Raw genomic sequence first — 13,728 nt, 5'->3', positions numbered from 1 at the left:
AGGGGCCGATTTCGGGCCCCTGTTTTTTACCCAAATAGTTTCGAATCGAGGATTGAACAATGGCAACTGTTACCGCTGCCCTGGTTAAAGAACTTCGCGAGCGCACTGGCGCTGGCATGATGGAATGTAAAAAAGCACTGGTTGAAGCGAACGCAGATATCGAAGTGGCAATCGAGAACATGCGTAAGAGCGGTGCGGCAAAAGCAGCGAAAAAAGCTGGCCGTGTTGCTGCTGAAGGTGTGATCCTAGTGAAAGAAAACGAAGGCAAAGCAGCGATCGTTGAGATCAACTGTGAAACTGACTTCGTTGCAAAAGACGCAAACTTCGCGGAATTTGCTGATCAAGTTGCTGAAACTGCACTGGCTGAAGGCCTTGAAATCGACGCGCTGAAAGAAAAATTTGAACAGCAGCGTGCTGATCTCGTCGCGAAAATTGGTGAAAACATGGATATCCGTCGTGTTTCATTCATCGAAGGCGAGAAAGTGGGTTCTTACCGTCACGGCGGTCGCATCGGTGTTATCGTTGCGGCAAAAGCGGACGAAGAAACCATCAAGCACGTGGCTATGCACATTGCAGCGTCTAAGCCTGACTATGTTAACCCTGAAGATGTACCTGCCGACGTGGTAGAGAAAGAGAAGCAAATTCAGGTTGATATCGCAATGGAATCAGGCAAGCCTGCTGACATCGCAGAGAAAATGGTTGCTGGCCGCATGAAGAAATTCACCGGTGAAATTTCTCTGACGGGTCAAGCATTCGTCATGGACCCATCACAAACTGTGGGCCAAATGCTGAAAGAGAAAGGTGCCGAAGTGACCGACTTCATCCGCTTTGAAGTGGGCGAAGGCATCGAGAAAGAAGAAGTAGACTTTGCTGCAGAAGTTGCTGCGGCACAACAAAGCTAATTTTTCTGACTCAGACCGCGGTGCTCGCCGCGGTCTTCCATAACCTTCTTCCCTAACTAGTGCCTAATAGAAAGGTAGTGAAATGACTACAAATCCTAAGCCAGCTTATCAACGAATTTTACTTAAACTTAGCGGTGAAGCCCTGCAGGGCGATGATGGATTCGGGATTGATCCCGCCGTGCTAGATCGCATGGCACAAGAAATCAAAGAACTGGTCGAGCTGGGTGTTCAAGTGGGTTTGGTTATCGGCGGCGGTAATCTATTCCGTGGTGCTGGTCTTGCTGAGGCGGGAATGAACCGTGTTGTGGGCGATCACATGGGTATGTTAGCCACCGTGATGAACGGATTGGCAATGCGTGACGCACTTCATCGTGCCTATGTGAACGCGCGAGTGATGTCAGCCATTCCCTTGAATGGTGTGTGTGATAGCTACAATTGGGCAGAAGCGATTAGCCAGCTTCGCAATGGTCGCGTGGTGATATTCTCCGCCGGGACAGGTAACCCTTTCTTCACCACGGATTCGGCGGCGTGCTTACGCGGTATCGAAATTGAATCTGATATCGTGATTAAGGCAACCAAGGTTGATGGTGTTTACAGTGATGACCCAACCAAAAACCCGGATGCAACGCTTTATGACTCGCTGACATATCAAGATGTTTTAGAAAAAGAGTTGAAAGTGATGGATTTGGCCGCATTTACGTTAGCACGCGATCATAAGTTGCCACTTCGTGTCTTTAATATGAACAAGCCAGGTGCATTGCGCCGTGTCGTGATGGGCGAGGCAGAAGGCACTTTGATCACTAACAGCTAAGCCGGTATTGGTGGCATAATCTTACAAACTAATTCAATCGCAAGGATACTCCCGTGATTAATGACATAAAAGACGACGCGAAAGCGCGTATGGATAAAAGTGTAGAGGCGCTAAAACACACGCTAGGTAAATTGCGCACAGGCCGTGCTCACCCCAGTTTACTGGAGGGGATCACTGTCGAGTATTATGGGGCTCCAACGCCACTTAATCAGCTCGCCTCTATCGTGGCTGAAGATGCGCGTACGTTGGCGATCAGCGTATACGACAAGCAAGTGACTCAAGCGGTTGAAAAAGCAATCATGACCTCAGACTTGGGTCTCAACCCAGCCTCTGCCGGCACAGTGATCCGTGTCCCTTTGCCGCCGCTGACCGAAGAGCGTCGTAAAGACATGGTGAAAGTAGTGCGTGCCGAAGGCGAGCAAGGCCGTGTGGCCATTCGTAACATTCGCCGTGACGCTAACAATGAGCTTAAAGCGCTGCTTAAAGACAAAGAAATCTCTGAAGATGATGAACGTCGTGCGCAAGATGATATTCAAAAGTTGACTGACGAAGCGGTCAAGAATGTTGATGCACTTCTTGATGCAAAAGAAAAAGAGTTGATGGAAGTCTAAATCTCATTAGACTTTACCGCCGATGCTAAAGCGCTGTGCGTGCAGTACAGCGCTTTTTATTTGCCAAGGAGAAACATGAGTTCCCAGTCTCTTGATGCGCAGCTCGAATCTGCCGCTTTACCGCAGCACATTGCCGTAATCATGGACGGTAATGGACGCTGGGCCAAGGCACGAGGCAAAGCCCGTGTGTTTGGACATAAAGCGGGTGTGAAAGCGGTGCGTAAAACGGTGAAAGCAGCGTCTGAAATCGGGGTAAAAGCCCTCACCTTGTTTGCATTTAGCAGCGAGAACTGGCGTCGCCCTGAAGACGAAGTGAGTGTATTGATGGAGCTGTTTATCAATGTGCTTTCTCGTGAAGTTAAACGACTCGACAGTCATGGGGTGCAACTACGCATCATCGGTGATACCTCTCGCTTTAGCCCGTCACTGCAAGCCAAAATAGCCGAAGCCGAAGCCCTAACGGCTGACAATGACCGTTTAGTGCTCAATATTGCTGCCAATTATGGTGGGCAGTGGGACATCACTCAGGCCACACGCCGTGTGGCTGAAGAAGTCGCGGCAGGACAGTTGCAGCCCAATGATATTGGCGAACAAGATATTGCGCGCCATCTCATGTTGGCCGACTTGCCGGATGTGGACTTGATGATCCGCACCAGCGGGGAGTGTCGCATTAGTAACTTTATTTTATGGCAAGCCGCTTATGCCGAGCTGTGTTTCACCGAGCAATATTGGCCGGACTTCAACGAACAGAGTTTGTATGATGCTGTGGCTTGGTACGTCAACCGGGAGCGACGGTTTGGTTGCACGGGCGAGCAAATCAAAGCCATGATAACAACGGACAAGTAACCACGAGGAATCAGTTTGCTCAAACAACGAGTTTTAACCGCGGCTTTATTAGTCCCGTTAGTGGTCGCGGGCGTCTTCTACTTACCCTTTCCTGCCTTTGTGGCAGCGATAGCGGTCGTCACGCTTATTGGGCTATGGGAGTGGACGCAATTTGTTTCAGCGTCTTCACGCCTGCTGACTTTTATCATTCCCGCTGCTGCGTTGGCATTGTCTCTGTTTGCTCTCCCTTTTGATGCCATGGCATTGGGGCACGTACGTTTTCCGCCTTTTGCGGTTGCTGCTGCGGGGGCGGCGTGGTGGCTGTTTGCCACCGTTTTAGTGCTCGCGTTCCCGCGCTCGGGTAACTATTGGACTCACAGCAAGCTACTCCGTCTTGTCTTTGGCCTGCTTACTATGCTGCCGTTTATGTGGAGTGTGTTGTTATTGCGGGCGGCGGACTATCAGTTTTCGACCTATTACGGTGCGAAGCTAGTCTTACTGGTCTTTGTATTGGTGTGGTGCGCCGATAGTGGCGCTTACTTTGCCGGAAAGAAATTTGGCAAACACAAAATGGCGCCGGCGGTAAGCCCTAATAAAACCCTCGAAGGGTTGCTGGGTGGACTTTCCGCAGCGGTCGGTGTGACCTGGCTTGGCGCCCATGTCCTCGAGCTTCATTTTGCCAACCTCGGTATCTTGTTGGCGATTGCAATGGTGACGGCCCTTGCGTCGGTATTGGGGGATCTCGCGGAAAGCATGTTTAAGCGTGTGGCAGGGATTAAAGACAGCGGGAACCTGCTGCCCGGTCACGGCGGCATTCTCGATCGTATTGATAGTCTGACGGCGGCATTCCCTGTTTTTACCGTGTTGTACTTCGCGTTTGCGAATTAAGTGAAACGAGTCGTTGAAATGCAAAAAATCACCGTGTTAGGCGCGACAGGTTCGATTGGTTCAAGCACATTGAAAGTGGTTGAAGCGAACCCTGAGCAGTATAAGGTAGTGGCACTGGCTGCCCATACCAATGTGGAAAAAATGACCGCTTTGTGTCTTTGTTGGCAGCCCGCTTATGCGGCGATGGCCGACCACGATGCTGCTCAGCAGCTCAGGAAAAGACTCGCGAGCAAAGGCCTAGCTACCGAGGTGCTTGCTGGAGAGGAGGGGCTGTGTCAACTGGCTTCGCTACCTGAGGTAGATATGGTGATGGCTGCCGTGGTTGGGGCGGCAGGGTTATCCTCGACCATGGCGGCGGTGAAGGCGGGCAAACGTGTTCTGCTTGCCAATAAAGAAGCCTTAGTGATGTCTGGACAGTTCTTTATTGACGCCGTTTATCAATATGGCGCCGAGCTGCTCCCTATCGACAGTGAACACAATGCCATTTTTCAATGCTTGCCGCAGGCGGTTCAACACACACCTGGGCGTTGCGATCTTCATGCCGCGGGGGTCAGCAAAATCCTGTTAACCGGCTCTGGTGGCCCGTTCCGTTATCGCGATCCGCAAAGTCTTGCCAGTGTGAGCGTCGAAGAGGCAGTCGCACATCCGAACTGGTCGATGGGCCCTAAAATCTCAGTCGACTCAGCCACCATGATGAATAAAGGCTTGGAATACATAGAAGCGCGTTGGTTATTCAACGCCAAGCCTGAACAGCTGGAGGTGGTGATCCATCCTCAGTCAGTGATCCACTCCATGGTGCAAATGTGTGACGGCTCGGTGTTAGCACAATTAGGGACGCCAGATATGTGTACCCCTATTGCTCATGCGATGGGGTACCCTGAGCGTGTTCATGCCTCCGTTGCGCCGCTGGATTTTACCCAAATTGGCGAATTTACCTTTATGGCACCGGATGCTCGACGTTATCCCTGCTTATCGCTCGCGATCGCGGCCTGCGAGCAAGGACAAGCGGCGACGACGAGCTTGAATGCGGCCAACGAACAGGCGGTAGCAGCCTTTTTGGCAGGAAAAATCGGGTTTATGGATATTGCGCGTATCAATGAACAGGTTTTGACCCAGTCCTCGCTTCCTACGCCAACAAGCTTGGATTGCTTATTTGAGCTGGATAGAATAGCGCGCATCACTGCAAATGAGCAGATTGCTAAGGTGACACCATGAGCGGATTTCTATGGAATGCAGCGGCGTTTATCGTCGCGTTGGGCATACTGGTTGCGATTCACGAGTTCGGCCATTTTTGGGTGGCTCGCCGTTGTGGCGTGAAAGTGGAGCGCTTTTCCATTGGTTTTGGTCGCGCATTGTGGCGAAAATTTGGTAAGGATGGTACCGAATATGTGATTGCCGCGATCCCCCTTGGCGGCTATGTCAAAATGCTGGACGAGCGCATCGAAGCGGTGCCGGATGCTGATAAACCGCGCGCATTTAACAACCAGCCTTTGTGGCAGCGCAGTGCTATTGTTGCCGCTGGCCCCATCGCTAATTTCGTATTTGCCGTTTTTGCATACTGGCTGGTGATGATGATAGGTGTTCCTGCCGTCAAACCTGTGATTGGTGAAATTGCACCCAATTCGATCGCGGCAGAAGCGGGAATTGAACCAGGTATGGAACTAACCCAGGTTTCAGGCGTCGAAACCGCTGATTGGCAAGCTGTTAATTTTGCGTTGATTGGTCACATTGGTGATGAGAGCATGACCCTCACCGCCAAACCGAGCCCAACGTCTAGTTATGGCAGAGACTATCAACTGGATTTACGCCAATGGCAGTTTGACCCAGAGCACCAATCACCTCTGACGACGCTGGGGATCACCCCCTATCGCCCTGCGATTACTTTATCGATCGCGCAAGTGGTAGAAGGAAGCGCGGCAGAGCAAGCGGGTCTCAAGCAAGGCGACAAAATTATTGCAGTGGCTGATACCGAGCTGTCGTCATGGCAGCGCTTGGTCGAGGTGATTAAAGCGAGCCCAGACCAAGCCCTGTCGCTGACAATATTGCGACAGGGACAGCGTCAATCTGTGGTATTAACGCCGGATGCGCGTCGCAGTCATGGTGAGGTCACAGGCTATGCTGGCATTGCGCCGCAAATGGACGAGTGGCCCGAGTCATATCGATTCACCCAACAGTATGGACCATTCGCAGCGATACCGGAGGCAGTGGGGAAAACAGGCCAAGTGATCAGTATGACGGTCAATATGATCAAAAAACTGATTACCGGCGATGTTGGGGTGAATAATTTGAGTGGCCCAATATCGATAGCAAAAGGCGCGGGGATGACCGCGGAGATCGGGCTGATCTCATTTTTAGGGTTTATGGCACTGATTAGTGTGAACCTAGGCATTATCAATTTACTCCCTCTGCCCGTATTGGATGGCGGCCATTTGCTGTTCTTTGGGATTGAGGCTGTCACACGGCGACCGGTATCGGAGCGTGTGCAGGACTTTGGGTATCGAATCGGCGCTGCCGTGTTGATGATGGTAATGGCAGTGGCATTGTTTAACGACTTCGCCCGACTTTAAACGGTTAGTATTCAAGGATAAGTCAGATAGCAGATGGCGATGAAAAAACTATTAATAGCGTCTCTTTTAGTAAGCAGTAGTATGGCGCATGCTGACACATTTCAAGTCAGCGATATCCGCTTTGAGGGACTGCAACGAGTCAGTCTAGGGGCCGCTTTGTTGTCAATGCCAGTGCGTGTCGGCGACAAAGTGGACGACGACGATGTGGCTGACATTATCAATGCACTTTTTGCCTCTGGTAACTTTGAGGATGTGCGAGTATACCGCGATGACGAAGCACTGCTGGTCAAAGTGGTAGAGCGTCCGACCATTGCCAGTATTTCCTTTTCAGGGAATAAGGCGATTAAGGAAGAGCAGCTAAAAGAGAACCTGACATCGTCAGGCCTTCGTGTCGGTGAAGCGCTCGATCGCACCCAACTGAGCAAAATCGAAAAAGGTCTTGAAGACTTTTACTACAGCGTCGGTAAGTACAGTGCGTCGGTGAAAGCGGTGGTTACTCCCTTGCCGCGTAATCGTGCCGATTTGAAATTTGTTTTCACTGAGGGCGTATCGGCCAAAATTGAGCAAATTAACTTTGTCGGCAATGACGTGTTCAGTGATGAGCAGCTGCGTGATAATTTTGATTTGCGTGCCGACGTGCCGTGGTGGAACTTCCTCGCCAACGAAAAGTACCAAAAACAGGTTCTTGCAGGCGATCTTGAAAAACTACGCAGTTTTTATCTCAATCGCGGTTACCTTAAGTTCCGTGTTGAGTCGACACAAGTGGCTATCTCACCTGACAAAAAAGGGGTCTACATCACCTTGAATGTCAACGAAGGCAAGCCTTATCAGGTCGCTGATTTGGACTTTCGTGGTGATCCACAGAATGAAGAGATTTACCGTTCATTAGTCACCTTCACCCGTGGTGATACCTATAACGGTGATAAAGTGACTGCACTTGAAGAGGCGATCAAACGCCACTTAGGCGAGACAGGCTTTGCCTACCCCAAAGTGAACACCTTACCCAGCTTTGATGATGACAATCAGCAAGTGTCGTTAACGGTCAATGTCGAGCCAGGTAAGCGTATTTACGTGCGCAATGTCCGTTTTTCAGGCAATACCACCACCAAAGATGAAGTGTTACGCCGTGAAATGCGACAGCTTGAAGGCACTTGGCTTAACTCAAAAGCGGTCACCCGCGGTAAAGAGCGTCTCAGTCGAACCGGCTTTTTCCAGAATGTTGAAGTGGACACTCAGCGCGTACCAGGCACTGATGATCAAGTCGACGTTAACTACAAAGTTAAAGAAGCCAACTCAGGTAGTATCAACTTTGGTATCGGTTATGGCACTGAGTCAGGCGCGAGCTTACAGCTCGGCTTACAGCAAGATAACTTTGCGGGCACTGGGAACCGGTTCGGTATCAACGCCATGGTCAACGACTATCGCAAAAACCTGACGCTTGAGTACCGTGATCCTTACTTTACGCTCGACGGTGTGAGCCTGGGCGGTAAGGTATTCTATAACGAGTTTGAAGCCCGTGACGCTAACATCGTTGAGTATACCAACCAAAGTTACGGTACCAACCTCACCTGGGGTTTTTGGACTGATGAGCTGAACTCGATTGATTTCTCGCTAGGTTACACGCACAACAAGATTGAGAACCTCGGCAGTTATTATCAAATTGATAAGTTCTTAGACCTTCACCAAGATAATCTTAATCACAATGAAGGCTTGGAAGTTGACGACTTTGATATTTCAGTATCCTGGACGCGCAACAACCTCAACCGCGGCTATTTTCCAACCGCAGGTAACTACCAACGTGCCTCGTATCGGATGACGGTACCCGGCTCGGATGTACAGTACTTTAAAATGCAGTATGACATCCGCCAATACGTGCCGCTGACACAAGAGCACGAGTTTACGCTGTTGATGCGTGGCCGACTTGCGTATGGTAACGGTTATGGGCAAACCAATGGCCAAGATCACATGCTGCCGTTTTATGAGAACTATTACGCGGGGGGCTTCTCGTCACTGCGCGGCTTCCGCTCGAACTCGGTGGGACCGAAAGCGGTGTATGAGAACGGTGGTTCCACGCAGCCTGGTAGTGACGATGTTGAGAAAAATGAAGGGGATTACGGCTCTTCAGACTCCGTCGGTGGTAACGCTATGGCACGCGCCAGTGCTGAGCTGATTGTGCCAACGCCGTTCGCCTCAGAGGAAGCGCGCGAACAAATCCGTACCAGTGTGTTTATTGATGCCGCCTCAGTGTGGGATACCGAGTATGACGTATCCGCTGCTGCTAATTACAGTGGCCGAGATAACATTAAGGATTATTCAGATCCATCCAATATCAGTGCCTCTTATGGTATGGCACTGCAGTGGATGTCCCCGATGGCACCTTTGGTATTTTCCATCGCAAAACCTATTACAAGCCAGCCTGGCGACGATGAAGAGTTCTTTACCTTCACGATCGGGCGCACATTCTGATGATCAGAAAGGAGACTATTGTGAAATCATTTTTGAAAGCAGCGGGACTGAGTGTCGCGGTATTGACGACGTCCATGTACGCATCAGCGGCTGATGCTGCACAGAAGGTGGGCTATGTATCAACCGGGGCCGTGATGTCGCAATTGGCGAAGAAAAACAACCTCAATGAGAAGCTACGCGGTGAGTTTAAAGACCGAGTGGCCGAAATTGAGCGCTTGAAAGAGAAGCTCTCTGAAGGCGTGGAAAAGCTCAAGCGTAATGGTGAGTTGATGAGTGAAGACGAGCGCGTAACGCTTCAGCGTAAACTCCAATCAATGGAGTCCGATTACAAGCTGAAAGTGAAAGCGTTACAAGAAGATCAACGCAAGCGTGGTGGTCAAGAAGAGTCTAAACTGGTCAAAAAGCTGAAGACAGCGGTCGATCAAGTGGCTGAGCAAGAAGGCTACGACATGGTGATTGACGCCAATGCCGTTTTATACGCCAACCCAAGTGATGACTTGTCTGAAAAAGTGATCAACGCAGTTAAATAACAGTCGAGGAGCCCATGGTTTCGATTACTCTCGCTGAATTAGCGGATAAACTGGATGCACAGCTCCACGGAGATGGCGCTGTAACGATAACCTCGCTTGCAGGGATGAATTCAGCGGGAGAAGGGCAAATCACCTTCTTATCCAGCCCTAAATACCGTAAAAATTTGGCACTCTGCCGCGCCAGCGCTGTGATGCTAAAAGAGGGCGATCTATCGTACTGCCAAGGCAACGCCTTGGTGGTGTCAGACCCCTACTTGGCTTATGCCCACGTCGCGCAAATTCTCGACTCGACGCCAGCTTGCGCCACCGACATTGCCCCATCCGCGGTGGTGGCCGATGATGCAGTGTTGGGAGAAGGTGTGGCGATTGGACCGAATGCGGTGATTGAATCCGGCGCGCTCATTGGTGATGGTGTGCAAATCGGTGCGGGTTGCTTTGTCGGCAAAGGGACAAAGGTGGGCGCTCGGACCAAGCTTTGGGCGAATGTCACCCTTTATCATGAGGTAGTGATAGGGCAAGACTGCTTGATTCAAGCGGGTACCGTGATCGGTGCGGACGGCTTTGGCTATGCCAATGACAAAGGCAAGTGGGTTAAAATCCCTCAGCTTGGCCGCGTTGTGATTGGGGATCGGGTCGAAATTGGTGCGTGCACCACCATTGACCGGGGCGCACTGGATGATACCGAAATTGCCGATGGGGTGATTATCGACAACCAGTGTCAGATTGCGCATAATGTGTCGATCGGTGAGAACACGGCAATCGCCGGCGCGACTGTCATGGCAGGCAGCCTCAAGGTAGGTAAACACTGCATCATTGGTGGCGCCAGCGTGTTTAATGGCCATATGGAAATCACAGATAACGTGACCATCACGGGAATGGCGATGGTGATGCGGCCAATCACTGAGCCGGGCATGTATTCGTCCGGCATTCCGTTGCAGCCCAACCGCGAGTGGCGGAAGACTGCCGCGCGTGTACTCAAGATTGATGAGATGCACAAGCGGCTCAAAGAGCTGGAAAATCAGCTCGAAAAACAAGATTAACGCCGAGATGACAGGCCCGCCTTAGCAACGCGGGCCGTTTTGCGTTAATGAAGTCAGTATTGGATTTGAACGGGAATACTACCTTGACTCGCGAAAACAAAGTTCTACATATCAACGAAATCAAAGAGCTGTTACCACACCGCTATCCTTTTTTGTTGATTGATCGCGTTATCGATTTTGAAGAAGGGCAATACCTTCACGCGATTAAAAACATCACTGTCAATGAGCCTCAATTTACGGGTCATTTCCCGCAATTGCCTGTTTTCCCAGGCGTACTCATTTTAGAGGCCATGGCGCAAGCAACAGGCTTGTTGGCGTTTAAGACCTTCGGTAAGCCGAAAGACAACGAGCTATACTACTTTGCAAGCATTGATAATGCGAAATTCCGCCGTCCGGTCTCACCGGGTGACCAATTGGTGCTTGAGGTGGAATTTATTAAAGAGCGTCGAGGTATTGCGGCCTTTAATGGGGTGGCGAAAGTAGACGGCGAGGTTGTCTGCTCGGCGGAACTGAAGTGCGCAAGAAGAGAGATCTAATTGTGATCCACGAAACGGCTTACATTCACCCCACTGCGGTTGTCGAAGACGGCGTCGTATTGGGCGAAAACGTAAAAATCGGCGCTTTTTCTTATATTGGCGAAGGGGTTGAAATCGGTACAGGTACCGAGGTGATGACACATGTTGTGATCAAAGGCCCGACCCGTATCGGCGCAGACAATCGCATTTATCAATTCGCTTCCATTGGTGAAGCGTGCCAAGATCTTAAATATGCTGGGGAGCCAACCACGCTAGAAATCGGTGATCGTAACACCATTCGTGAAAGCGTGACGATGCACCGTGGTACGGTCCAAGATAAAGGCGAAACCAAAGTTGGCAGCGACAACCTGTTTATGATTAATGCCCACGTCGCCCATGATTGTGTGGTCGGTAATCATTGTATTTTTGCCAACAACGCTACCTTAGCGGGCCACGTTCATGTCGATGATTATGCGATTGTCGGTGGCATGTCAGCCATTCACCAGTTCTGTGTGATTGGCAGCCACGCCATGCTCGGCGGTGGCTCGATTGTGGTTCAAGACGTCCCCCCTTATGTGATGGCACAGGGCAATCATTGCGCGCCATTTGGTATTAATGTGGAAGGCCTGAAGCGACGCGGGTTTGAAAAATCAGCGATTCGCGCCATTCGGGCGGTATATAAAAATATGTACCGCTCCGGTAAAACGTTGGAAGAAGTGAAAAAAGAGCTTGCAGAGCAAGCCGAGAGCGAGCCGGCGCTGGCTCTTTTCATTGACTTCTTTGAGCGTTCGACGCGAGGCGTTATTCGTTAATGTTACCGAGTGAACGTCCATTACGCGTTGGAATCGTCGCCGGAGAAATCTCCGGCGATGTTTTAGGTGAAGGCCTGATCAAAGCGATGCGAGCTCAACACCCTAATGTTGAGTTTGTCGGTATCGGTGGCCCAAGAATGATGGCTCAAGGCTGTCACAGCTTGTTCGATATGGAAGAGCTTTCTGTGATGGGGCTGGTGGAAGTGCTAGGACGACTGCCACGTTTGCTGAAAGTAAAAACGGCGTTGGTCAAGCATTTTACCGTCAATCCGCCGGATGTGTTCATTGGTATCGATGCCCCAGATTTTAATTTACGTCTCGAGGCATCATTAAAAAAAGCGGGGATCAAAACCGTTCACTATGTCAGCCCATCAGTGTGGGCATGGCGGCAAAAGCGGATTTTTAAGATTGCTGCAGCCACTGATCTGGTTCTGGCTTTTTTGCCCTTCGAGAAAGCGTTTTACGATAGGTTTAATGTGCCTTGTGCGTTTGTTGGCCATACCATGGCCGATAGCATTCCGATGCAGGTGGACAAACTCGCCGCGCAGCGTGCTCTTGGGTTAGATAGCCAAAAACGTTGGTTAGCAGTGCTGCCTGGCAGCCGTGGCAGTGAAATGTCGATGTTAGCTCCGCCGTTTTTACAAGCGTGTCAGCAACTAGCGGCGCGATATCCGGACTTGGGGTTTGTGGTCGCGCTCGTTAATGAAACCCGGCGACAGCAATTTGAGCAGGCTTGGCAAGCGATCGCGCCAGAGCTTTCATTTACCCTGGTTGATGATACGGCGCGCCAAGTGATTAGCGCCGCCGACTCGGTGCTGCTCGCTTCTGGCACCGTAGCGTTAGAGTGCATGTTACTTAAACGCCCGATGGTGGTGGGATACAAGGTCAAGCCGGTCACGGCATGGCTTGCCAAACGCCTGCTTAAAACGCAGTATGTTTCCTTACCCAATATTCTCGCTGACGCGCCTTTAGTGCCGGAACTGCTGCAAGAAGAGTGTGAGCCAGGCGCACTGGCTGACGCGGTCAGTGCGCAATTAGACAGTGATAACCAGGCATTGTTGACCACCTTTACTGAGTTGCATCACACCATCCGCAAAGATGCGGATACGTCTGCAGCCAATGCCGTATTAAATTTATTAGATAGCCATGACTGAACACCCTTTTCACTACCCTGACGCACAGCTTATCGCGGGGGTCGACGAAGTCGGACGTGGGCCCTTGGTCGGTGCCGTGGTTACTGCCGCGGTGATTCTCGATCCGGCTCAGCCTATTGCGGGTCTAACGGACTCGAAAAAGTTGAGCGAGAAAAAACGGCTCGCGCTCTATGATCAAATCAGACAAAAAGCATTGGCTTGGTCAGTGGGGCGCGCAGAGCCTGATGAAATCGATTCGCTGAATATCTTAAATGCGACCATGCTGGCGATGCAGCGTGCGATTGATGGCTTATCGGTCACCCCTGATTACGCATTAATTGATGGCAACCGGGTACCATCCTTGCCGATGCCGGCACAAGCCGTGGTAAAAGGGGATCTGCGGGTAGCAGAAATTAGCGCTGCCTCGATCTTGGCGAAAGTCGATCGCGATCATGAAATGGCCATGTTGGATGCCGCTTACCCGAACTATGGGTTTGCTCAACACAAAGGCTATCCCACTAAGGTCCACATGGCGGCGTTGGCCGAGCATGGCGCTCTGCCAATGCATCGCAAAAGTTTTAAACCTGTTAAGCGCGCACTGGGCATTGACTAGTGCGTGTGGTGAATT

General features: G+C 50.9%; 14 protein-coding genes. All 14 read left to right on the top strand.

Going from position 1 to position 13,728, the window contains the following annotated elements:
- The first annotated feature begins 59 nt into the window (after positions 1–59).
- The 14 genes from tsf to rnhB all read left to right on the top strand — a co-directional run bounded on the left by tsf (position 60) and on the right by rnhB (position 13,713).
- Positions 60–902: a translation elongation factor Ts gene (gene tsf / locus EHW58_RS14625; protein ID WP_046074176.1), complete on the top strand. Its 843-nt coding sequence runs from the start codon at positions 60–62 to the stop codon at positions 900–902.
- 82 nt (positions 903–984) lie between these two features.
- Positions 985–1,713, top strand: coding sequence for a UMP kinase (gene pyrH / locus EHW58_RS14620; protein ID WP_046074177.1), 729 nt, complete (start codon positions 985–987; stop codon positions 1,711–1,713).
- Between the two features lie 53 nt (positions 1,714–1,766).
- A complete protein-coding gene (gene frr / locus EHW58_RS14615) occupies positions 1,767–2,324 on the top strand; it encodes a ribosome recycling factor (RefSeq protein ID WP_046074178.1) in 558 nt (185 codons plus the stop codon).
- Between the two features lie 75 nt (positions 2,325–2,399).
- On the top strand, positions 2,400–3,170 hold the full coding sequence (locus EHW58_RS14610) for an isoprenyl transferase (RefSeq protein ID WP_046074179.1): 771 nt from the start codon (positions 2,400–2,402) through the stop codon (positions 3,168–3,170).
- A 15-nt stretch (positions 3,171–3,185) separates the two neighbouring features.
- On the top strand, positions 3,186–4,037 hold the full coding sequence (locus EHW58_RS14605) for a phosphatidate cytidylyltransferase (protein ID WP_046074180.1): 852 nt from the start codon (positions 3,186–3,188) through the stop codon (positions 4,035–4,037).
- 18 nt (positions 4,038–4,055) lie between these two features.
- Positions 4,056–5,252 (top strand): 1-deoxy-D-xylulose-5-phosphate reductoisomerase, encoded by a 1,197-nt coding sequence (gene ispC / locus EHW58_RS14600; protein ID WP_152797179.1) that lies wholly within the window; start codon positions 4,056–4,058, stop codon positions 5,250–5,252.
- Positions 5,249–6,604 (top strand): sigma E protease regulator RseP, encoded by a 1,356-nt coding sequence (gene rseP, locus EHW58_RS14595; RefSeq protein ID WP_046074182.1) that lies wholly within the window; start codon positions 5,249–5,251, stop codon positions 6,602–6,604. The genes ispC and rseP overlap by 4 nt, the downstream gene beginning before the upstream one ends.
- A gap of 33 nt (positions 6,605–6,637) precedes the next feature.
- Complete coding sequence (gene bamA, locus EHW58_RS14590; RefSeq protein ID WP_152797177.1) at positions 6,638–9,070, top strand: outer membrane protein assembly factor BamA; 2,433 nt, start codon at positions 6,638–6,640, stop codon at positions 9,068–9,070.
- A 20-nt stretch (positions 9,071–9,090) separates the two neighbouring features.
- The gene (locus EHW58_RS14585) at positions 9,091–9,600 is read left to right on the top strand and encodes an OmpH family outer membrane protein (RefSeq protein WP_046074184.1); all 510 of its coding nucleotides are present in this window, start codon (positions 9,091–9,093) and stop codon (positions 9,598–9,600) included.
- A 14-nt stretch (positions 9,601–9,614) separates the two neighbouring features.
- Positions 9,615–10,640, top strand: coding sequence for a UDP-3-O-(3-hydroxymyristoyl)glucosamine N-acyltransferase (lpxD, locus tag EHW58_RS14580; RefSeq protein ID WP_046074185.1), 1,026 nt, complete (start codon positions 9,615–9,617; stop codon positions 10,638–10,640).
- An 83-nt stretch (positions 10,641–10,723) separates the two neighbouring features.
- Positions 10,724–11,176, top strand: a complete 453-nt coding sequence (gene fabZ, locus EHW58_RS14575) for a 3-hydroxyacyl-ACP dehydratase FabZ (protein ID WP_046074224.1) — start codon at positions 10,724–10,726, stop codon at positions 11,174–11,176.
- A 2-nt stretch (positions 11,177–11,178) separates the two neighbouring features.
- On the top strand, positions 11,179–11,967 hold the full coding sequence (lpxA, locus tag EHW58_RS14570; protein WP_046074186.1) for an acyl-ACP--UDP-N-acetylglucosamine O-acyltransferase: 789 nt from the start codon (positions 11,179–11,181) through the stop codon (positions 11,965–11,967).
- Entirely contained in the window at positions 11,967–13,121 is a 1,155-nt protein-coding gene (gene lpxB, locus EHW58_RS14565; protein WP_152797171.1) for a lipid-A-disaccharide synthase, read from the top strand. The genes lpxA and lpxB overlap by 1 nt, the downstream gene beginning before the upstream one ends.
- Entirely contained in the window at positions 13,114–13,713 is a 600-nt protein-coding gene (gene rnhB, locus EHW58_RS14560; protein WP_152797169.1) for a ribonuclease HII, read from the top strand. Before lpxB ends, rnhB begins: the two co-directional genes overlap by 8 nt.
- The last annotated feature ends 15 nt before the right edge of the window (positions 13,714–13,728 follow it).

This window comes from Salinivibrio sp. VYel1, from assembly GCF_009377945.1.
GTDB classification, from domain to species: domain Bacteria; phylum Pseudomonadota; class Gammaproteobacteria; order Enterobacterales; family Vibrionaceae; genus Salinivibrio; species Salinivibrio siamensis.
This window is presented reverse-complemented; position numbering and strand designations above follow the sequence as displayed.

Excerpts from the sequence above, each read along its gene's own strand:
- tsf (WP_046074176.1), top strand. The coding sequence starts at position 60 with ATGGCAACTGTTACCGCTGCCCTGGTTAAAGAACTTCGCGAGCGCACT.
- pyrH (WP_046074177.1), top strand. The coding sequence starts at position 985 with ATGACTACAAATCCTAAGCCAGCTTATCAACGAATTTTACTTAAACTT.
- EHW58_RS14610 (WP_046074179.1), top strand. The coding sequence starts at position 2,400 with ATGAGTTCCCAGTCTCTTGATGCGCAGCTCGAATCTGCCGCTTTACCG.
- ispC (WP_152797179.1), top strand. The coding sequence starts at position 4,056 with ATGCAAAAAATCACCGTGTTAGGCGCGACAGGTTCGATTGGTTCAAGC.
- rseP (WP_046074182.1), top strand. The coding sequence starts at position 5,249 with ATGAGCGGATTTCTATGGAATGCAGCGGCGTTTATCGTCGCGTTGGGC.
- bamA (WP_152797177.1), top strand. The coding sequence starts at position 6,638 with ATGGCGATGAAAAAACTATTAATAGCGTCTCTTTTAGTAAGCAGTAGT.
- lpxD (WP_046074185.1), top strand. The coding sequence starts at position 9,615 with ATGGTTTCGATTACTCTCGCTGAATTAGCGGATAAACTGGATGCACAG.
- lpxB (WP_152797171.1), top strand. The coding sequence starts at position 11,967 with ATGTTACCGAGTGAACGTCCATTACGCGTTGGAATCGTCGCCGGAGAA.
- rnhB (WP_152797169.1), top strand. The coding sequence starts at position 13,114 with ATGACTGAACACCCTTTTCACTACCCTGACGCACAGCTTATCGCGGGG.